This is a genomic window from Pseudomonas sp. W2Oct36, from assembly GCF_041060465.1.
Lineage (GTDB): Bacteria > Pseudomonadota > Gammaproteobacteria > Pseudomonadales > Pseudomonadaceae > Aquipseudomonas > Aquipseudomonas graminis_B.
Genome location: NZ_JAUERW010000003.1, coordinates 261,782 through 280,858 on the forward strand (window position 1 = coordinate 261,782; position 19,077 = coordinate 280,858).

Annotated in this window: 20 protein-coding genes and 1 other RNA gene; 5 read left to right on the forward strand and 16 right to left on the reverse strand. The window is 60.4% G+C overall.

What is annotated here, in order from left to right; translation table 11 throughout:
• Positions 1–5: 5 nt before the first annotated feature.
• The 9 genes from mraY to rsmI form a co-directional block, all read right to left on the reverse strand.
• The gene (gene mraY / locus QWI18_RS06525; protein WP_037014691.1) at positions 6–1,088 is read right to left on the reverse strand and encodes a phospho-N-acetylmuramoyl-pentapeptide-transferase; all 1,083 of its coding nucleotides are present in this window, start codon (positions 1,086–1,088) and stop codon (positions 6–8) included.
• On the reverse strand, positions 1,088–2,458 hold the full coding sequence (murF, locus tag QWI18_RS06530) for a UDP-N-acetylmuramoyl-tripeptide--D-alanyl-D-alanine ligase (protein ID WP_065992146.1): 1,371 nt from the start codon (positions 2,456–2,458) through the stop codon (positions 1,088–1,090). The genes mraY and murF overlap by 1 nt, the downstream gene beginning before the upstream one ends.
• Positions 2,451–3,914 carry a UDP-N-acetylmuramoyl-L-alanyl-D-glutamate--2,6-diaminopimelate ligase gene (locus QWI18_RS06535; RefSeq protein WP_369318465.1) on the reverse strand — a complete coding sequence of 488 codons (1,464 nt, stop codon included), beginning with the start codon at positions 3,912–3,914 and terminating at the stop codon, positions 2,451–2,453. The genes murF and QWI18_RS06535 overlap by 8 nt, the downstream gene beginning before the upstream one ends.
• A complete protein-coding gene (locus tag QWI18_RS06540; protein ID WP_065992143.1) occupies positions 3,914–5,662 on the reverse strand; it encodes a penicillin-binding protein 2 in 1,749 nt (582 codons plus the stop codon). Before QWI18_RS06540 ends, QWI18_RS06535 begins: the two co-directional genes overlap by 1 nt.
• Positions 5,659–5,952 carry a cell division protein FtsL gene (gene ftsL / locus QWI18_RS06545; RefSeq protein WP_037014701.1) on the reverse strand — a complete coding sequence of 98 codons (294 nt, stop codon included), beginning with the start codon at positions 5,950–5,952 and terminating at the stop codon, positions 5,659–5,661. Before ftsL ends, QWI18_RS06540 begins: the two co-directional genes overlap by 4 nt.
• Positions 5,949–6,896: a 16S rRNA (cytosine(1402)-N(4))-methyltransferase RsmH gene (rsmH, locus tag QWI18_RS06550; protein ID WP_296311778.1), complete on the reverse strand. Its 948-nt coding sequence runs from the start codon at positions 6,894–6,896 to the stop codon at positions 5,949–5,951. The genes ftsL and rsmH overlap by 4 nt, the downstream gene beginning before the upstream one ends.
• Positions 6,893–7,348 (reverse strand): division/cell wall cluster transcriptional repressor MraZ, encoded by a 456-nt coding sequence (gene mraZ / locus QWI18_RS06555; protein ID WP_037017349.1) that lies wholly within the window; start codon positions 7,346–7,348, stop codon positions 6,893–6,895. Before mraZ ends, rsmH begins: the two co-directional genes overlap by 4 nt.
• Before the next feature lie 306 nt (positions 7,349–7,654).
• Positions 7,655–8,012, reverse strand: an RNA gene (gene rnpB / locus QWI18_RS06560) — RNase P RNA component class A.
• 86 nt (positions 8,013–8,098) lie between these two features.
• The gene (gene rsmI / locus QWI18_RS06565) at positions 8,099–8,971 is read right to left on the reverse strand and encodes a 16S rRNA (cytidine(1402)-2'-O)-methyltransferase (RefSeq protein ID WP_369318466.1); all 873 of its coding nucleotides are present in this window, start codon (positions 8,969–8,971) and stop codon (positions 8,099–8,101) included.
• A 255-nt stretch (positions 8,972–9,226) separates the two neighbouring features.
• Between rsmI and QWI18_RS06570 the strand changes: the two genes are divergently transcribed.
• The 4 genes from QWI18_RS06570 (at position 9,227) to QWI18_RS06585 (ending at position 12,827) form a co-directional block, all read left to right on the forward strand.
• Positions 9,227–11,041: a penicillin-binding protein activator gene (locus QWI18_RS06570; protein WP_065992139.1), complete on the forward strand. Its 1,815-nt coding sequence runs from the start codon at positions 9,227–9,229 to the stop codon at positions 11,039–11,041.
• Entirely contained in the window at positions 11,038–11,412 is a 375-nt protein-coding gene (locus tag QWI18_RS06575) for a YraN family protein (protein WP_192132741.1), read from the forward strand. Before QWI18_RS06570 ends, QWI18_RS06575 begins: the two co-directional genes overlap by 4 nt.
• 246 nt (positions 11,413–11,658) lie before the next feature.
• Complete coding sequence (locus QWI18_RS06580) at positions 11,659–12,252, forward strand: phosphoheptose isomerase (RefSeq protein ID WP_065992135.1); 594 nt, start codon at positions 11,659–11,661, stop codon at positions 12,250–12,252.
• On the forward strand, positions 12,249–12,827 hold the full coding sequence (locus QWI18_RS06585; protein ID WP_065992133.1) for a BON domain-containing protein: 579 nt from the start codon (positions 12,249–12,251) through the stop codon (positions 12,825–12,827). The genes QWI18_RS06580 and QWI18_RS06585 overlap by 4 nt, the downstream gene beginning before the upstream one ends.
• Positions 12,828–12,906: 79 nt before the next feature.
• Here QWI18_RS06585 and QWI18_RS06590 read toward each other — a convergent pair whose 3' ends face one another.
• The 7 genes from QWI18_RS06590 to rplM form a co-directional block, all read right to left on the reverse strand.
• Positions 12,907–13,320 carry a ClpXP protease specificity-enhancing factor gene (locus QWI18_RS06590; protein ID WP_296312595.1) on the reverse strand — a complete coding sequence of 138 codons (414 nt, stop codon included), beginning with the start codon at positions 13,318–13,320 and terminating at the stop codon, positions 12,907–12,909.
• A gap of 18 nt (positions 13,321–13,338) precedes the next feature.
• Entirely contained in the window at positions 13,339–13,956 is a 618-nt protein-coding gene (locus tag QWI18_RS06595; protein WP_065992129.1) for a glutathione S-transferase N-terminal domain-containing protein, read from the reverse strand.
• Positions 13,957–14,182: 226 nt separating this feature from the next.
• The gene (locus tag QWI18_RS06600) at positions 14,183–14,959 is read right to left on the reverse strand and encodes a cytochrome c1 (RefSeq protein WP_296312599.1); all 777 of its coding nucleotides are present in this window, start codon (positions 14,957–14,959) and stop codon (positions 14,183–14,185) included.
• Positions 14,959–16,170 (reverse strand): cytochrome bc complex cytochrome b subunit, encoded by a 1,212-nt coding sequence (locus QWI18_RS06605; RefSeq protein ID WP_296312602.1) that lies wholly within the window; start codon positions 16,168–16,170, stop codon positions 14,959–14,961. The genes QWI18_RS06600 and QWI18_RS06605 overlap by 1 nt, the downstream gene beginning before the upstream one ends.
• On the reverse strand, positions 16,170–16,763 hold the full coding sequence (gene petA, locus QWI18_RS06610; RefSeq protein ID WP_369318561.1) for a ubiquinol-cytochrome c reductase iron-sulfur subunit: 594 nt from the start codon (positions 16,761–16,763) through the stop codon (positions 16,170–16,172). The genes QWI18_RS06605 and petA overlap by 1 nt, the downstream gene beginning before the upstream one ends.
• Before the next feature lie 136 nt (positions 16,764–16,899).
• Positions 16,900–17,292 (reverse strand): 30S ribosomal protein S9, encoded by a 393-nt coding sequence (gene rpsI / locus QWI18_RS06615; RefSeq protein WP_065992123.1) that lies wholly within the window; start codon positions 17,290–17,292, stop codon positions 16,900–16,902.
• A 14-nt stretch (positions 17,293–17,306) separates the two neighbouring features.
• A complete protein-coding gene (rplM, locus tag QWI18_RS06620; RefSeq protein ID WP_019693576.1) occupies positions 17,307–17,735 on the reverse strand; it encodes a 50S ribosomal protein L13 in 429 nt (142 codons plus the stop codon).
• A 240-nt stretch (positions 17,736–17,975) separates the two neighbouring features.
• Between rplM and QWI18_RS06625 the strand changes: the two genes are divergently transcribed.
• Positions 17,976–19,013, forward strand: a complete 1,038-nt coding sequence (locus QWI18_RS06625) for an NADP(H)-dependent aldo-keto reductase (RefSeq protein WP_369318467.1) — start codon at positions 17,976–17,978, stop codon at positions 19,011–19,013.
• Positions 19,014–19,077 lie beyond the last annotated feature (64 nt).

Sequence of the window (19,077 nt, forward strand, 5' to 3'; positions counted from 1 at the left end):
TCGTTCTACCTCAGTTTCAACGTGGCAAGGCCGACCAACACCAGAATCACGGTGATGATCCAGAAACGGACGATCACGCGCGGCTCGGGCCAGCCCTTGAGTTCAAAGTGGTGATGGATGGGCGCCATGCGGAAAACGCGGCGGCCGGTCAATTTAAACGATGCGACCTGAATGACGACTGACAGGGTCTCCATTACGAAGACGCCGCCCATGATGAACAGGACGATTTCCTGACGGACGATCACCGCGATGGTGCCCAGTGCCGCGCCCAATGCCAGTGCACCGACGTCGCCCATGAACACTTGAGCCGGATAGGTGTTGAACCAGAGGAAGCCCAGGCCCGCACCGATCAGCGCGCCACAGAACACAATCAGCTCGCCCGCGCCCGGCACATAAGGGATCAGCAGGTATTCCGCGAACTTCACGTTACCCGACAGGTAGCAGAAGATCCCCAGCGCGCCGCCGACCATCACGGTTGGCATGATCGCCAGGCCGTCCAGGCCATCGGTCAGGTTCACGGCGTTGCTGGAGCCGACGATCACGAAGTAGGTCAGCACGACGAAGCCGATGCCCAGCGGGATGCTGAAGTCTTTGAGCATCGGAATCAGCAGCGTGGTTTCAACAGGCGATTGCGCCGTCATATAAAGGAAGATCGCCGCGCCCAGGCCGAACACCGACTGCCAGAAGTATTTCCAGCGGCTCGGAAGACCGCGCGAGTTCTTTTCGATCACCTTGCGGTAGTCGTCGACCCAGCCGATGGCGCCAAACAGCAAAGTGACGATCAGCACGACCCACACGTAGCGGTTGCTCAGGTCGGCCCACAACAAAGTCGCGATGCCGATTGCAGACAGAATCAGCGCGCCACCCATGGTCGGCGTGCCGGACTTGGAGAGGTGCGATTGGGGTCCGTCGTTGCGCACGGATTGACCGATCTGCTTGCTCTGCAGGGCGCGGATCATCCACGGGCCCAGGCACAGGGAAAGTGACAATGCAGTGAGCACGCCAAGGATCCCGCGCAGGGTCAGGTACTGAAAGACCGCAAAGCCTTTGTAGAACTGTTGCAGATACTCGGCCAGCAGCAGCAGCATTAATGTTTCTCCAGGCGTGTTCCGCATAAGGCCGCCACGACGTTTTCCATCGCAGCGCTGCGTGAACCTTTAATCAAAATGGTGGTGTTTTTATCGTGCTCGGCGCCGAGCGCTTCGATCAGCTCGGCCTGAGTTTCAAAATGGCGGGCATCCTGCCCGAAAGCCCTGACCGCATGGGCCATCAACGGACCGACGGCATACAGCGCGTCGACCTTGCCGGCTGCGTATGCGCCGACGTCGCGATGGCCCTGCTCCGCCCAGGCGCCCAGCTCGCCGATATCGCCCAGCACCAGCACCTTGCGACCCGGGAACCCGGTGAGAATGTCGGTCGCGGCCGCCACGGACGTGGGGTTGGCGTTGTAGGTGTCATCAATGACGCGCATGCCGTTCGGCGCCAGTTGCGCCACAGTGCGACCCTTGACCGGCTGCACGTCGTTGAGCCCAGCCACGATGCCCGCGAGCGACACGCCCAGCGCATGGGCAGCAGCAGCGGCGGCCAATGCGTTGGCAACGTTGTGCGTGCCCAACAGATTCAATTGCACCGGCGCGGAGCCGGCCGGGGTGTTCAGCGTGAACGCCGGGCAACCGCGCGCGTCGATGCCCAGGTCGGTGGCGTGGAAGTCGGCGCGGCTGTTGCTGAGCGCGAAGCTCAAGACTTTGCGTGCACCGGCGCGGGCCACCCAGATATCGAATGCCTTGTCGTCGAGGTTCAATACCGCGATACCGCGAGCGTCCAGGCCTTCGATGATCTCGCCCTTGGCTTCGACGATCTTTTCCGGACCGCCGAACTCGCCCACGTGGGCAGTCCCGGCGTTGGTCAGGACACAGACGTGGGGCTTGGTCAGGCTGACGGTGAAAGCGATCTCGCCCACACGGGACGCGCCCAGTTCAATCACAGCGGCATCGAATTCCGGCGCCAGCTCAAGCAGCGTCAACGGGACGCCCAGTTCATTGTTCAGGTTGCCGCGCGTCGCCAGCACGGGACCGCGCGTGCGCAGAATGCTCGCGAGCATTTCTTTCACAGTGGTCTTGCCGCTGGAACCGGTGATCGCAGCGACCGGCTTGTCCATAAACGCATTGCGGTTCAGCGCGCCCAGTTGCGCCAGGGCTTTGCGGGTGTCGGTGACGATCAACTGCGGCAACGAACTGCCCGGGATCTCGCGCTCAACCAATGCGCCGACTGCGCCTTTGGCGGCGACTTGATCAAGGTAGTCGTGACCGTCAAACCGCGGGCCGGTCAGCGCCACGAACAACTGGCCGGGCGTGATCCCGCGGCTGTCGATGCTGACACCGGAGAAACTGCAATCATGGCCCACACGACGCGCGTCGAGCGGCACAAGCAATTCGCTGAACGAGAGCGGCTTAAGCATGTGCGGCCTCCCAGGCGTCGAGCGCTTTGGTGGCTTCTTCGAGATCGGAAAACGGCTGACGCTGTCCGTTGATTTCCTGGTAATCCTCGTGGCCCTTGCCGGCCAGCACGATCACATCGGCAGCGGACGCCTGGGCGATGATCTGCGCGATGGCCTGACCGCGCCCGGCAACGAAATCGACTGCGTTCGCCGAGACGAACCCAGCACGGATGTCATCGAAAATACGAGCAGGGTCTTCGCTGCGCGGGTTGTCGTCGGTGACCAGCACTTTGTCGGCCAGACGCTCGACCACCTCGGCCATCAGCGGACGCTTGCCACGATCGCGATCGCCGCCGCAGCCGAACAGGCAGGTCAGTTGACCTTTTGCGTGGGGGCGCAAAGCGCCAAGCACTTTTTCCAGCGCATCAGGGGTGTGGGCGTAATCGACCACCACCAGTGGACGCGAGCCACCGCCCAGACGCTGCATCCGGCCGGCAGGGCCTTCCAGCGTTGGCAGCACCTTCAAGATGTCGTCCAGCGGATAATCGAGACCCATCAACGCGCCGACTGCGGCCAGCACATTGCTCAGGTTGAAACGGCCCAGCAAGCTGCTGCGCAAGACATGACTGCCCTGGGGCGTCAGCAAGGTCGCGCGTACGCCGTCGTCATCGAAATGCGCATCGCGGCAGAACAGATAAGCGCTGCTGTCTTCCTGGCTGTAAGTGATCAGACGCGACGCATGGGGCGCAGCCGCAAGCTCGCGCCCAAAGGCGTCGTCGAGATTGACCACACGGCAACGCAGGTCATTCCAGGCGAACAGCTTGGCCTTGGCGGCCGCGTAGGCTTCCATGGTGCCGTGGTAATCGAGATGGTCACGGGACAGATTGGTCATCACCGCCACGTCGAACGCCAGCGCGGTCACCCGGCCCTGATCCAGCCCATGGGACGAGACTTCCATGGCAACCGCTTTGGCCCCGGCCCTTTTCAGGTCATAGAGGGTCGATTGCACGGAGATCGGATCCGGCGTGGTGTGAATGCCGCTTTTCAGCTCGCTATAGAAGCCGGTGCCCAGCGTGCCGATGATGCCGCAGTGCTGCCCTAGCGTGTCCAGCGCCTGCGCCACCAGTTGAGTCACGCTGGTTTTGCCGTTGGTGCCGGTCACGCCGATCAGGTTCAGGTTGCGGCTCGGGTCGCCATAAAAGCGCCCGGCGAGGTCGGACAACTGTGCCGCCAGACCCTTGACCGGCATCATCGGGATGTCGGTGATCGGCAGCACTTTGGCGCCTTCGGCTTCATAAGCGATGGCCGCCGCGCCGTGTGCAATGGCGTCGGTGATGTGCTCACGGCCATCGACCTTGAGGCCCGGAATCGCCAGAAACAGATCGCCCGGACGCACCTTGCGGCTGTCCAGGGTCAGTTCGCGAATCAGCAGGTCGCGATTGCACTGGGCAAACAGCTTGCTCAAATTCAAAGACATCAGCCACGCCCTCCCTTGACTGGAGCGACGGCGGGCACAGCGTTGGCTTGTTGCTCGGGCGGAACCGGCGCGAGGTTGTCCGGACGCACGTTCATCAAGCGCAACGTGCCCGACATCACCTTGCTGAATACGGGCGCGGAAACCAGACCGCCGAAGTAACCGCCCTTGCTCGGCTCATCGATGACCACAACGACCGCGTAACGCGGGTTGCTCATCGGGCCGAAGCCGGCGAACAGCGAACGGTAGGAGTTTTCGGCGTAACCCTTGGTGCCCACGGACGTCTTCCGCGCGGTACCGGACTTGCCTGCCACGTGATACGACGGAACGCGCGCACGGTAAACGCCGCGCGGGTCTTCGATCACTTGCTGCAACATGCCCTGCACGGTCTTGGCCGTCGCTTCCGGAATGGCCTGAACCGACTCGGCTGGATTATCAGTTTTGAGAATGGTCAGCGGCACAATCTTGCCGTTGTTGGCCAGTGCCGCGTAGGCGTGCACCAACTGCAGCGCCGTCACCGACAGGCCATAACCGTACGAAAGCGTTGCGGTTTCAGCCTTGCGCCACTCGCGGTAGTTCGGCAAGTTGCCGACGCGCTCGCCCGGGAAGCCGAGGCCGGTGTATTGGCCCAGGCCCACGCGCTGCATGGCATGGAAAATCGCTTCGCCACCCACGTCGAACGCCACCTTGCTCATGCCGACGTTACTGGAGTTGATCAGGATGCCGGTCAGGTCGAGGATCGGGCCTTCGGTTTTGGTCACGTCACGGATCGTGTATTTACCGATCTGCAACGTACCCGGATACACCTCGACCTTGTCGCTCGGTTTCCAGCGGCCACTTTCCAGCGCAGCGGTCATGGAGATCGGCTTCATGGTCGAACCGGGCTCGAACACGTCGATGATCGCGCGGTTACGCATCGCGGCCGGCACCATGGTGCGACGGTTGTTCGGGTTGTAGGTCGGCTGATTGACCATCGCCAGTACTTCGCCGGTTTTCACGTCCATGATCACCAGGCTGCCGGCCTTGGCGTCGTTTTCCTGAATGGCGTTACGCAGCTCGCGGGTTGCCAGGTATTGCAGGCGCAGATCAATAGACAAAGCCAAGGTCTTGCCGGCCTTGGCGTTTTTCTTCACTTGCAGGTCTTTGATCATCCTGCCGCGCCGGTCCTTGATGACCTGCCGCTTGCCGGGGACACCCGCCAGCCAGTCTTCATAGGCCAGCTCTACGCCTTCACGGCCGTGATCATCGAGGTCGGTAAAGCCGACCATGTGCGCGGTGACATCGCCCGCCGGGTAGAAACGGCGGAATTCTTCCTTGCCGTAAACGCCCGGGACTTTCAGATCGAGTACCGACTGACCCTGCTCCGGGGTCAGGCCACGGACCAGATAGATGAATTCTTTGCTCGCCTGCTCATTGAGGCGATCCGTCAGCGCCTTGGGGTCCTGCCCCAGTGCCTGCGCAAGCTGGACCCACTTGGTCTTGTCGGCCTGCATTTCGGACGGGTTGGCCCAGATGGTGGTGACCGGCGTACTGACAGCAAGGGGCTCACCGTTGCGGTCAGTGATCAAACCACGGTGGGCAGGAATCGAAACGGTACGCAGGCTGCGCGCATCACCCTGTTCGATAAGGAAGCGGTGGTCGATGACTTGCAGGTCGACGATGCGGTAGCAGATCGCGATGACCATGACCGACAGCAGGCCGACCACGACACGGAACCGCCACGGGTAGAGCGCCCCTTCGAGTTTCATCATGGCGACACCATCCGGATATCGGCGGCGTTCGGAATGCGCATTTTCAGCTGATCGGTGGCCAGGGCCTCGATACGGCTGTGGGCAGTCCAGGTGCTTTGCTCAAGAATCAGACGACCCCACTCGGCCTGCGCCTTGTCGCGCACGCTGAGTTCACCGTACAGGGAGTTGAGCAGCTGACGGTTCCAGTGCGCGCTGTACGCCACACCGATGGCCGACACCAGCACAGCGATAAACAGCATCAGCATGAAGAAGCTGCCGCCCGGCAGGGGCTTGAAGAAACCGCGGCTCATCGGAGTTTCTCCGCGACGCGCATGACGGCGCTGCGCGAACGCGGATTGGCGCGGGTTTCATCGTCGGACGCGAACTGCGCCTTGCCGACCAGCTTGATACGTGGCTCGAACGCCTGATGACGGATCGGCAGGTTGCGCGGCAGGTTGTCGGCTTCGCCCTTGACCAGCTTGCGCATGAACAATTTGACGATGCGGTCTTCCAGGGAGTGGAAGCTGATCACCACCAGACGGCCGCCCACTTCCAGAGCTTCCAGCGCAGCATCAAGCCCTGCTTCCAGATCGCCCAGTTCGTTGTTGACGTGGATGCGCAGGCCCTGGAACGCGCGGGTCGCAGGGTTCTTGCCCTTTTCCCACGCCGGGTTGGCGACTTTCAGCACTTCGGCCAGATCGCCAGTGCGCTCGAACGGTTGCGTCTCGCGACGGGCCACGACGGCACCTGCCATGCGGCGGGAAAAACGTTCTTCGCCGTATTCTTTGAAAACGCGGGCGATTTCTTCGGCGGGCGCCGTATTGACGAACTCGGCTGCGCTGACGCCGCGGGACGGGTCCATGCGCATGTCGAGGGGGCCATCGTTCATGAAGCTGAAGCCGCGCTCAGGGTCGTCCAGTTGTGGCGACGACACACCGAGATCCAGAAGGATGCCGCTGACCTTGCCCGCCAACCCGCGTGCTTGAGCTTCGGCGCCCAGCTCGGCAAAGCTGCGCTGCACAATGACAAAGCGGCCGTCTTCGGCCGCCAGCGTTTGCCCGGTGGCAATCGCCTGGGGATCTTTATCGAATCCGAGAAGCCGACCCTCCGGCCCCAGGTTCTGCAATATGAGGCGGCTATGTCCGCCGCGCCCAAAGGTGCCATCCAGATAGCAGCCATCGGCGCGCACCGCGAGAGCCTCGACGGCTTCTTCGAGCAGTACGGTGATGTGGGTAAAGCCGCTATTCGTAGTCACAGAATCAAATCACGCAGTTCATCAGGCATAGCGCCCGGTTTTTGAATGGCCGCAAGGTCCGCATCAGCAAGTGCGTTCCAGGCGTCCTCATCCCACAGTTGAAACTTGTTTAGCTGGCCTACCAGCATCACTCGCTTATCGAGCTTGGCGTATTCACGCAAACGTGGCGGCACCAGGAAACGCCCGCTGCCGTCCAGCTCCAGATCCACCGCGTTCCCGATCAACAGCCGCTGCAGACGACGGTTTTCTTCACGGAAGGTGGCGAGCTCACGCAGCTTGGCCTCGATCAGCTCCCACTCGGGAAGCGGATAGATGCACAAGCACGGGTCGACGGTATCAATGGTGACGATCAGTTGCCCTGCGCTACGCGAATCCAACTCGTCACGGTACCGGCTCGGCATAGCGAGACGGCCCTTTGCGTCGAGATTGATTGCGTTTGCACCACGGAACACGGCGCGATCTCCAAATATTATCTTTTCGAGCCTAAAAAACCCACTTCACGCCACTTTCCGCCACTCGCGCACACTATAGGAATGCGCCCACCACACCGTCAAGGCGACTTCACGAGGAAAACCCTTATAGGACGGATATTTAGGAGCACTTACGAAGGAGATGTGGCGGATTTCGGATCGGTCCTACGGATATTTCCTAGGACGAACAAACGGATGGCGTTCGAAGTTAAAGTGATTTGTGAGGTTTAAGATTTTTTTGGTATTACCGGAGGGGATAAATCGTACAAACGAGGGGGAGAAAAGGAGGTGGAGAGTCGATCTGTAAGCCGGGTTCTGTCGAGGACAGTCATTCCTCTACGATGGCCATCACTGGACATCTTTAGCAACCTACCCGGTTCCAGCGCGGGCCACGCCTTGGAACCCTATTTGGTCTTGCTCCGAGTGGGGTTTACCTAGCCACGAACTGTTGCCAGCCGTGCGGTGCGCTCTTACCGCACCTTTTCACCCTTACCGGCACCGAAGTGCTTAGGCGGTTATTTTCTGTGGCACTTTCCGTAGGCTCGCGCCCCCCAGGCGTTACCTGGCACTCCGCCCTATGGAGCCCGGACTTTCCTCCCCCCTTCATTGCAGAACAATGAAAGGCAGCGACTGTCCAATCGACTCTCCGCCGCCAAGGTTAATGGGAGGACGGCTCAAGAACAAGCTTTAATCGGCTCTCGCGCCATTTGCAGCGCTGCCCGCGACATCCCGTCACACGCTTTTCTGTTTATCCAGCGCCACCTGATAAAGCAGGTTTTTGCGTACGCCGGTGATCTCTGCTGCCAGCGCAGCTGCACGCTTGAGCGGCATTTCCGCCAGTAGCAGATCCAGCACCCGCCGCGCTTCGGCGCCAATCACATCCTCGCCTTCGGGTTCGCTCCAACCTGCCACCAGCACAACGCACTCGCCCCGTTGCTGATTACTGTCGCCCTCAACGAAGGCACGCAGTTCGGACAGCGGCAGTCCTTTGAGGGTTTCGAACGTTTTCGTCAACTCTCGCCCGAGCAAGGCGGGACGGTCCGGACCGAAGATTTCCTCCATGTCCTGAAGGCATTCGAGAATGCGATGGGGCGCTTCATAGAAGATCAGCGTGCGCGGTTCTTCTTTGACGAGTTCCAGCCGCGCTTTGCGACCCACTGACTTGGCGGGCAAGAAGCCTTCGAAGATAAAGCGGTCTGACGGCAACCCTGCCGCAGACAACGCCGCGATCAAGGCACAGGCGCCCGGGACCGGGATCACTTGAATACCGGCTGCCCGGGCCTGACGCACCAGATGGTAGCCAGGGTCGGAAATAAGCGGCGTGCCGGCATCGGAAATCAGCGCGACGTTATCGCCCGCCAGCAGACGCGTAATAAAGCGGCTGCCCTCCTCGCGCTCGTTGTGCTCATGACAGGCCGCCAACGGCGTCGGAATGCCAAAGTGCTGCATCAGCCGTAACGAGTGCCGGGTATCTTCTGCGGCAATCAGCGAAACATCGCGCAGCACCTTTAAGGCACGGGCGCTCATGTCATCCAGGTTGCCGATCGGCGTGGCCACCACATAAAGCGCGCCTGTAGTGGAATTCGAAACACCCGGAGCAGTCAAAGCGCACACCTCATGTTGTGTAAAAGCCTGCATTGTACAGGCTGCGGCGCACAAAACAGGACGCCGCACCCCGTGAGACCTGAAAACGCAGTTCGAGTGCCAGCATCAGGGCAGCGACCCCGCGAAAGACGTTTCAGCTTGGCTGACACGCCCGGAGACGACCCATATCGCCGCTTTAACGCCTTCAACGTCGCGCCCCGGCCAGTGCTTGGGTACACTTCCACGCTAATTTGCTCGAGTATCAGGAACATACACATGATCGCTTGCCTGCGGCTGTTCTCTGCCCTCTGCCTGGCTGCCCTTCTGGCTGCCTGTGCCGGTTCGCCCTCCTCCAGCCTTGGCGAATTGCCACGCACCCCCGATGCCAGCATCGAACAACTGCTCGAACAAGCCGCTGCGGCGAAGTCGCCGGATCAGGCAGCGTTGCTGAAACTGACGGCGGCCGATCTGGCAGCGCGCCAGAACAACCCGAGCCGCGCCGCGAGCATCCTTGAGCAGGTGCAGATGGACCAGCTCAAAACCGACAAACAAATCTACGCCAACACTCTGTCTGCCGAACTGGCACTGGGTCGCAGCCAGCCGAAAGCCGCGCTGACCGCCCTCAACCACCCGAGCATGCAGCATCTGGGCGAAATGCCGGTTGACCTGCAAACCCGTGCTCACACCGTTCGCGCCCGGGCTTTTGAGGCAGATGGTCAGACCCTCGCCGCCGCGAGTGAGCGCGTGTTCATGGGCCCGCTGCTGCAAGGCGACGCACTGAACGCGAACAACGACGCCATCTGGACGCTGGTTGCCGCGCTGCCACCCGAGCAGCTGCAAAGCTCGGCCAACGATGACATGGGCGGCTGGCTGAGCCTGGCCCGCGCGGTCAAAGGTGCCGGCACGCTGGAGCAGCAACAGGCGGCCATCGACAACTGGAAAGCGCAGAACCCTCAGCACCCGGCGGCACGTCAGTTGCCGACTGCCCTCGCGCAATTGCGTGACCTGAAGAGCCAGCCTTTGACCAAAATTGCGTTGCTGCTGCCGCAAGACGGTCCGCTCGCTTCGGTATCCCGCGCGCTGCGTGACGGCTTCATGGCCGCGAACTATCAAGCTCAACAGGCCGGCGAGAAGCCACCTGCGATCGAAGTGTTCGACAGTTCGCGCGTGACGTCGATGGACGCCTTCTACGCACAAGCCAAAGCGGCCGGCGTGCAACTGGTGGTCGGTCCGCTGGAGAAGCCATTGGTTAAACAGCTGAGCGCTCGCCCTCAGTTGCCGATCACCACGCTGGCGCTGAACTACAGCGATTCCGGTACCCAGGGCCCTGCCGAGCTGTACCAGTTCGGTCTGGCGGCTGAAGACGAAGCTCGTGAAGTGGCGCGCCGCGCCTGGGCCGATGGCAAGCGCAGTGCGGTGGCCATGGTGCCAAAGGGCGAATGGGGTGATCGCGTGCTGGAGGCCTTCCGTCAAAGCTGGCAAGCCAAGGGCGGCACCCTGTTGGGTGCTGAACGCATTGATCAGCCGGTCGCACTCGCTCAACAGGTTGCCGATCTGTTCCAGCTGCGCAGCAGCGAAGGCCGTGCCCAGCGCGTCCAAAGCGCCACTGGCACGCAGATGGCTGCCCAGCCCTCCCGTCGCCAGGACGTAGACTTCATGTTCCTCGCCGCGACGCCTCAACAGGCGCAGCAGATCAAGCCGACCATGGTCTTCCAGTACGCTGGTGATGTTCCGGTCTACGCCACTTCGCACCTGTTCACCAACAGCGGCGACCCGGCGATGTACAACGACCTGAACGGCGTGCGCTTCTGCGAAACCCCGTGGTTGCTGAACGCTAACGACCCGCTGCGCCAGCAAGTGACCGCTCAATGGCCACAAGCCTCCGGCAGCCTTGGCCGTCTCTACGCCATGGGCATCGACGCGTATCGTTTGGCGCCACGACTGACTCAGCTGAAAACCCTTCCTGACAGCCGCATCGATGGCCTGTCCGGCAGCCTGGCGATCGGTCAGGGCCAACGCATCGAGCGCCAGCTGCCGTGGGCAGAATTCGTAGACGGCAAGGTCCAGCGCCTGCCGGACACCGCGCCTTGACCTCAGGCACCACCCGTCAAACAGCAGGGCGCGAGGCCGAAGCCTACGCCTTGCGTCACCTGCAACAGCATGGATTGCAGCTGATTACCCGCAACTGGTCATGCAAACGCGGCGAGCTTGATCTGGTCATGCTCGACGGCGATACAGTAGTATTCGTCGAAGTTCGGTATCGTCGCCACGCCGGTTGGGGTGGCGCACTGGAAAGCGTCGATTTTCGCAAGCAGGAAAAGCTCAAGCTGGCGGCTCAATCCTTTCTGCAAAGCGAGGTGCGCTGGGCCGATTCGCCGTGTCGCTTTGACGTTGTCGCGATCAATGGCGACCCCGGCACGTCGCCTCCGCTTAACTGGCTGACGAACGCTTTCGATTGCTGAAAACGCGATGATTCCGTCGGATTGCAGCGTAAGATCGGCCGCCTTCCCTTTCGTAGGACCGGCTTTAGCTTTGTAGGACCGGCTTTAGCCGGGAAGCTTCTGGTATTGCGCTTTATCCCTTACCACCCAACGAACCACACTGGCTCTTTTTGCTCTTTGCTTTGCGGGCTGCACAGTTTTGTGCCGGGACGCCGATGACTTATCGGATGCCGCCCCGACCAGCCGCCCCTATTAAGGTTTTCATAGATGGACATGCAATCCCGAATTCGCCAGCTTTTTCAGGCCAGCATCGACACCAAGCAACAGGCGATGGATGTTGTTGCACCCCACATCGAGCAAGCCAGCCAAGTGATGGTCAACGCCCTGCTCAACGAGGGCAAGATGCTCGCCTGCGGCAACGGCGGTTCGGCGGGTGATGCTCAGCACTTTTCCTCGGAGCTGCTCAACCGTTTCGAGCGCGAGCGACCGAGCCTGCCCGCTATCGCGCTGACCACCGACACCTCCACCATCACCTCGATTGCCAACGACTACAGCTACAACGAAATCTTCTCCAAACAGATTCGTGCGCTGGGTCAGCCGGGCGATGTGCTGCTGGCGATTTCCACCAGCGGCAATTCGGCGAACATTATTCAGGCCATCCAGGCCGCACATGATCGTGAAATGATTGTCGTAGCCTTGACCGGTCGCGATGGCGGCGACGTCGCGTCGCTGCTGTTGCCGGAGGACGTTGAAATCCGCGTCCCGGCAAAAGTCACCGCACGTATTCAGGAAGTCCACCTGCTGGCGATCCACTGCCTTTGCGACTTGATCGACAGCCAACTGTTCGGGAGTGAAGAATGATATCCAAACGTCTTAGCCTGCTGGCCCTGACGCTCTGCCTGGGCATCAGCGGATGCAGCTCGGTGATCAACGCCAGCCGTGAAGCGCCGATCGATGACGATCGCGGTACACGCACCTTCGGCAGCAAGATCGACGACTCGCTGATCGAGACCAAGGTCTCGGTGAACATCGCCAAGGCCAACCCTGATCTGGACAACGCCTCGCACATCGTCGTGACCAGCTTCAACGGCATCGTCCTGCTGGCCGGCCAGACACCGCGCGCCGACCTCAAGCAACTGGCCGAGCAAACCGCCAGCCAGGTGCAGAAGGTCAAGAAGGTCAACAACGAGCTACAGGTGACCGGCCCGTCCTCGATGCTGGCGCGCAGCAATGACGCCTGGCTGACCAGCAAGATCAAAACCGAAATGCTCACCGACAGCGCCATCCCTGGATCGCGCATTAAGGTCGTGACTGAAAACGGCATCGTCTACCTGCTGGGCCTGCTGACCCAGGCAGAAGCCACCCGCGCCACCAACCTGGTGCAAGGCGTCGGCGGCGTACAGAAGATCGTGAAGCTGTTTGAGTACATCGACTGACGGTGTGGCAAGCGCCAATCAGCACTTACAAAAAAAGGCGATCCCTCGGGATCGCCTTTTTCGTTACTGCGGACGCAACTTACTTGACCACTTTCAGACTCGGCCGGCCCGTAGGGCGTGGCGGCTCGTCGTCCGGTGGCGGCATGTCGTCTTCGACATCCAGATCTTCGTCTTCGTCCACAGCAGGCTCCAGATCGAAGACCATGCCCTGGCCGTTCTCGCGGGCATAAATGCCCATGATGGCGGAAATCGGCACGTACAGGCTGTGGGGAACGCCACCGAAGCGGCCTTCAAAACTCACCGCGTCGTTGTCCATGTGCAGATGGCGCACGGCGCTCGGTGAAATGTTCAGGACGATCTGCCCGTCATTGGCAAAGCCTTGCGGGACTTGCACCGCTGGATACTCGGCGTTGACGAGTACGTGCGGTGTGCAATCGTTATCTACGATCCACTCATACAGCGCGCGGATCAGATAAGGGCGACTGGAGTTCATCAAACGGCTCCTAAGGCCTTAGCGCATGTCGCGTTCGGCACCAGACAGACTTGCCTGAAATGCCTCACGCGCAAATTGGCGCTCCATATAGTCAAGCAGCGGCTTGGCGGGCCGCGGCAATTCGATACCCAGAATCGGCAGGCGCCAGAGTATGGGCAATAGACAGCAGTCGACCAGACTTTGCTCGTCGCTCAGGAAAAAAGGCTTGTCCGCGAACAACGGCGACACACCGGTCAGACTTTCGCGCAGTTCCTTGCGCGCCTGAACACGTGCGGCTTCTTTGCTGCGCGGGTCCAGAATCAGATCCACCAGACCGCACCAGTCGCGCTGAATCCGGTGGATCAGCAAGCGGCTGTTGGCACGCGCCACCGGATAGACCGGGAGCAGCGGCGGATGGGGATAACGTTCGTCCAGGTATTCCATCACCACCGTCGACTCGTACAACGCCAGGTCGCGATCGACCAGGGTTGGCACGCTGCCGTACGGATTCACCTCGATCAATTTGGGCGGATGACGGCCCTCGACGACTTCAATGATCTCGGCGCTGACACCTTTCTCGGCGAGCACAATGCGCACGCGATGGGAATAGTGGTCGGCGGGGTCGGAGTAACAGGCCAACCGATTGGTCACGCCCATGGCGGTCCTCCTCGCTTGTAGATATTCAAAAAGCAGAAATACGGATGCGCCGCGAGGGCGCTTTCGGCGACGTCCACGATGATCGGGTGTTCAACGCGGGCGACAAGATAGCTCATTTACTCAAGGTAGATTCTGCAATCTTCAGCCCGCCACTATACCTGCTCTTCCCTCATTACCTGAAACAGCTCAGCCGCAAGCGGCGCAGACCCGCGAATCAGACGTCCGCTCAGTGGATGTCTTTCCAGAATTCGCGCTTGAGCAGGTAGGCCAGGATGAACAACACGGCGAGGTAAAGCAGCACGAAGGTGCCGATGCGCTGGTGCTGGAGCTTGTCTGGGTTGGCTGAGTAAGCGAGGAAAGTGACGAGGTTCTTGATCTTCTCGTTGAACTGTTCTTCGGTCAGCGTGCCGGTGTTGGGCATGATCATCAGTTGATCGCAGGCTTGATCGGTCAACGGCGAGCCAGCAGGCCCATCGCTTTTTTTGTCGCCTTCGCCACGCGGTACCTGCTGGCAGCCGAGCCTCTGACGCCCCTGAAGCCCTTCCAGCACGTTGGGCATGGCCACGTCGGGGAGAACGCTGTTGTTCACGCCCCAGGGCCGCGTCGGGTCCTCGTAGAATGATCGCAGGTAGCCGTAGAGCCAGTCAGTTCCGCGTACCCGCGCCACAAGGGTCAGATCGGGCGGCGCTGCACCGAACCAGGTTTTCGCATCCGCCGGCTGCATGCCGATGGTCATGTGATCGCCGATCTTCGCTCCGGCAGGCGCCAGCTTTTCCAGCATCAGCTCGTGGGAAATGCCCAAATCGTCCGCGACGCGTTCATAGCGCTGGAAACTGGCGCTGTGGCAACCCATGCAGTAATTGACGAACGTCTGCGCGCCATCCTGCAGGGCCCCCTTGTCGGACACGTCGATATCGACGCTTTCCAGTTCCGCGCCATGCTCACCGGCAAACGACAACGCCGGCAACAGGGCAATGAGCAAGACCAGGCACAGCGTTTTCATCAACCGGTCACCCTGTCCGGCACCGGCTTCGTCCGCTCCATCCGCGTGTAGAACGGCATCAGGATGAAGTACGCGAAATACAGGAAGGTGCAGGCCTGCGACAGCACTGCCCGCCCAGGGCTCGGCGGCAATACGCCCAGTACTCCGAGCGTCCCGAAGGACACGCAAAACAGCAGCAGCCAGAGGCGGCTCAGCCAGCCCTTGTAGCGCATCGATTTGACCGGACTGCGGTCAAGCCACGGCAGCACGAACAGCAAGGCGATGGCTGCGCCCATGGCCATGACGCCGAGGAGCTTGTCCGGGATGGCGCGCAAGATGGCGTAGAACGGCGTGAAGTACCAGACCGGCGCAATGTGCTCCGGGGTCTTGAGTGGGTTCGCTAGCTCGAAGTTGGCCTTCTCGAGAAAGTAGCCGCCCATCTCCGGGAAGAAAAATACCACCGAGCAGAAGATCAACAAAAACACCACGACGCCGAGCAGATCCTTGACCGTGTAGTACGGGTGGAAAGGAATGCCGTCCAGGGGGTTGCCGTTCTCGTCCTTGTACTTTTTGATGTCGATGCCATCGGGGTTGTTCGAGCCCACTTCACGCAGCGCCAGAATATGCAGCACCACAAGCCCGACGATCACGATCGGCAAAGCCACGACGTGCAGCGCGAAGAAGCGATTGAGTGTGATGCCTGAAACGAGGTAATCGCCACGAATCCACTGAGCGAGGTCGCCCCCGATGAGGGGAATCGCGCCGAACAGCGAAATGATCACCTGAGCGCCCCAGTACGACATCTGCCCCCACGGCAGCAGGTAGCCGGTAAACGCTTCCGCCATCAGCGCCAGATAAATCAGCATGCCGAAAACCCAGACCAACTCCCGCGGCTTCTGATATGAGCCGTACAGCAGCCCGCGAAACATGTGCAAGTAGATGACGATGAAGAACGCCGATGCGCCAGTCGAGTGCAGCAGTCGCAGGATTGAGCCGTATGCGACGTCACGCATGATGTACTCGATCGAGGCGAAGGCCCCCTCAGCTGTGGGCGTGTAACTCATCGTCAGCCAGATGCCCGTGAGGATCTGGTTGACCAGCACCAGCAACGCCAGCGAGCCGAAGAAATAGAAGAAGTTGAGGTTCTTGGGTACGTAATACTTGCTGAGGTGGTTCTCCCACATCGACGTCGCGGGAAAGCGCGCATTAATCCAGTCCATGAGCCTGCTCATCACGCTTTCTCCTGATCCACACCAATGACGATGATTGAGTCCGACTCGTAGGAATGCGGGGGCACTGGCAGATTCAGCGGTGCAGGCTGCGCCTTGTAGACGCGTCCGGCAAGGTCGTACCTGGAGCCGTGACAAGGGCAGAAATAACCGCCGACCCAATCTTTGCCCAGGTCGACCGGGGCGACTTCGGGCCGAAACGTAGGCGAGCAGCCGAGATGGGTACAGATGCCGATCAACAGCAGGATGTCAGGCCGGATTGAACGGACAACCGGATCGACATAGGCAGGCTGGATGGAATCCTGTGAATCAGGGTCGGACAGCTCGCCGATAAGCTTGCTCAGACTGGACAGGATCTCAGGCGTGCGACGGACAATGAACACCGGCTGACCGCGCCATTGAGCGATCATCTGCTGGCCCGGCTCGATCTTGCTGATGTTGACTTTGACAGGCGCTCCCGCCGCCCTGGCTTTGGCACTGGGGAACCATGAACCCACAAATGGCACGGCGGCGCCGACCGCTCCAGCTGCGCCTACCACAGACGTGGCTGTCACGAGGAAGCGACGCCGGGCCGTGTTAACACCGTCACTGCCCATTGCGCCCTCTCCCGTCAGCATCCGAGATCTCCTTGATCAGGCCCTCGAAATCAATAAACGACAGCCATAAAAGACAGCCATAAAAAAACGCCCAGCTTCGTATAGAAACTGAGCGTTCTTTTTGAACGGAAGCGAATTAACGCTTCGAGTACTGCGGACGCTTACGCGCTTTACGCAGACCGACTTTCTTACGTTCAACTTCGCGAGCATCGCGAGTGACAAAGCCTGCTTTGCGCAGAGCGCCGCGCAGGGTTTCGTCGTATTGCATCAGAGCGCGGGTGATACCGTGGCGGATTGCGCCAGCTTGACCACTCACACCACCGCCGATGACAGTGACGTAGATGTCGAATTTCTCGACAGTCTGAGTCAGTTCCAGCGGCTGACGAACTACCATGCGGGCAGTTTCGCGACCGAAGAACGAGTCCAGGGAACGGTTGTTGATGGAGATGTTACCGGTACCCGGACGCAGGAAAACGCGAGCGGTTGCGGTCTTGCGACGGCCAGTGCCGTAATTTTGAGTCGCCGACATAATGAACTATTCCGTTAAAACTTCAGTTCTTGGGGCTGCTGAGCAGTATGAGGGTGTGCAGCGCCCGCATAGACTTTCAGCTTACGATACATGTCGCGACCCAGCGGGTTCTTAGGCAGCATGCCTTTGACCGCGGTCTCGATCACGCGCTCAGGAGCTTTGGCGATCAGCTTTTCAAAGTTGATCGACTTGATCCCGCCCGGGAAACCGGAGTGAGAGTAGTAGATCTTGTCGGTGGTCTTGGCACCGGTCACACGGATCTGCTCGGCATTGATCACGACGATGTAGTCGCCAGTGTCAACGTGCGGAGTGTATTCCGGCTTGTGCTTGCCACGCAGACGGCTCGCGATTTCAGTGGCCAGACGACCCAGGGTCTGACCAGCAGCGTCGACGACGAACCAGTCGCGCTTTACTGTTTCCGGTTTAGCGGTAAAAGTTTTCATTCTTTATAGCCTCAAAGGCCGCCCTGAAAAATAGACGGCGGAGCATACTCATTAGTACGGTCTTTGACAAGTCAAAGGCCGCCGGGCACGAACGCTATAGGGGGCTCGGGTCAGCGCGTTCGATCGCAGCGGTTTCTTTTGTCGCCGGGCATCACTCCAGCGACAAAGAGGAGCGGAATTATGCAGATTGCGAAAAAAATTTCAACCTGCTTTTATGGCTCTTTTAAACAGGAGAGCCAAATGGACTACCGCCAACTGGGCAGAACCGACCTCAATGTCAGCGCAATCTGCCTCGGCACCATGACCTGGGGCGAGCAGAACAGCCAGTCCGATGCCTTCGCGCAGATCGAACGGGCCAAGGCCGACGGCATCAATTTCATCGACACCGCCGAGATGTATCCGGTCCCGCCGAAGAAAGAAACCTACGCTAGCACCGAGACCATCCTCGGCAACTGGTTCAAGCAGAGCGGCGACCGCGCTGACTGGATCCTCGCCAGCAAGATCGCCGGTCCCGGCAACGGCATCGACTACATCCGTGGCGGTCAGCTGAAATTCAACCGCGATCACATCGTCGCGGCGCTGGATGCCAGCCTCAAACGCCTGCAGACCGATTACCTCGATCTGTATCAACTGCACTGGCCTGAGCGCAGCACCAACTTCTTCGGCAAGCTGGGTTACAACCACAGCGAGGAGCACTTCACCCCGCTGCTGGAAGTGCTCGAAGCGCTGGACGAGCAGGTCAAGGCCGGCAAGATCCGCCATGTCGGGCTGTCGAACGAAACGCCGTGGGGCACCATGAAGTTTCTCGCTGAGTCGGATGCTCATGGTCTGACGCGTCCGGTGTCGATTCAGAACCCCTACAACCTGCTCAACCGCAGCTTCGAGGTGGGTCTGGCGGAAGTGGCGATTCGCGAGCAATGCGGCCTGCTGGCCTACTCGCCCATGGCGTTTGGCATGTTGTCCGGCAAATACGCCGACGGCGCCCGCCCTGCCAAAGGCCGCCTGAGCCTGTACAGCCGCTTCACGCGCTACTTCAATCCGCAATCGGAAGCGGCCTGCGCGCGCTACGTTGCGCTGGCGCGTGAGCACGGTCTTGATCCCGCGCAAATGGCACTGGCGTTCGTGACCAGCCGCAGCTTCGTGACCAGCAACATCATCGGTGCAACGACGCTGGAGCAGCTGGAAAGCAACCTGGCCAGCGCGGAACTGGTGCTGTCGGATGAAGTGCTGGCGGGCATTGAAGCGATTCACAAGGATCAGCCGAATCCTGCGCCTTGATCGGTGATTGCGTGATCGCTGAATGACTGTGGAACCGCAGAGGGTCTTTGCAAGGCCCCTCTGG

Bases quoted from the DNA above. Each gene is read 5' to 3' on its own strand.
- mraY (WP_037014691.1), bottom strand. From the start codon at position 1,088: ATGCTGCTGCTGCTGGCCGAGTATCTGCAACAGTTCTACAAAGGCTTT.
- murF (WP_065992146.1), bottom strand. From the start codon at position 2,458: ATGCTTAAGCCGCTCTCGTTCAGCGAATTGCTTGTGCCGCTCGACGCG.
- QWI18_RS06535 (WP_369318465.1), bottom strand. From the start codon at position 3,914: ATGTCTTTGAATTTGAGCAAGCTGTTTGCCCAGTGCAATCGCGACCTG.
- QWI18_RS06540 (WP_065992143.1), bottom strand. From the start codon at position 5,662: ATGATGAAACTCGAAGGGGCGCTCTACCCGTGGCGGTTCCGTGTCGTG.
- ftsL (WP_037014701.1), bottom strand. From the start codon at position 5,952: ATGAGCCGCGGTTTCTTCAAGCCCCTGCCGGGCGGCAGCTTCTTCATG.
- QWI18_RS06570 (WP_065992139.1), top strand. From the start codon at position 9,227: ATGATCGCTTGCCTGCGGCTGTTCTCTGCCCTCTGCCTGGCTGCCCTT.
- QWI18_RS06580 (WP_065992135.1), top strand. From the start codon at position 11,659: ATGGACATGCAATCCCGAATTCGCCAGCTTTTTCAGGCCAGCATCGAC.
- QWI18_RS06585 (WP_065992133.1), top strand. From the start codon at position 12,249: ATGATATCCAAACGTCTTAGCCTGCTGGCCCTGACGCTCTGCCTGGGC.
- QWI18_RS06590 (WP_296312595.1), bottom strand. From the start codon at position 13,320: ATGAACTCCAGTCGCCCTTATCTGATCCGCGCGCTGTATGAGTGGATC.
- QWI18_RS06595 (WP_065992129.1), bottom strand. From the start codon at position 13,956: ATGGGCGTGACCAATCGGTTGGCCTGTTACTCCGACCCCGCCGACCAC.
- QWI18_RS06600 (WP_296312599.1), bottom strand. From the start codon at position 14,959: ATGAAAACGCTGTGCCTGGTCTTGCTCATTGCCCTGTTGCCGGCGTTG.
- QWI18_RS06605 (WP_296312602.1), bottom strand. From the start codon at position 16,170: ATGAGCAGGCTCATGGACTGGATTAATGCGCGCTTTCCCGCGACGTCG.
- petA (WP_369318561.1), bottom strand. From the start codon at position 16,763: ATGGGCAGTGACGGTGTTAACACGGCCCGGCGTCGCTTCCTCGTGACA.
- rpsI (WP_065992123.1), bottom strand. From the start codon at position 17,292: ATGTCGGCGACTCAAAATTACGGCACTGGCCGTCGCAAGACCGCAACC.
- rplM (WP_019693576.1), bottom strand. From the start codon at position 17,735: ATGAAAACTTTTACCGCTAAACCGGAAACAGTAAAGCGCGACTGGTTC.
- QWI18_RS06625 (WP_369318467.1), top strand. From the start codon at position 17,976: ATGGACTACCGCCAACTGGGCAGAACCGACCTCAATGTCAGCGCAATC.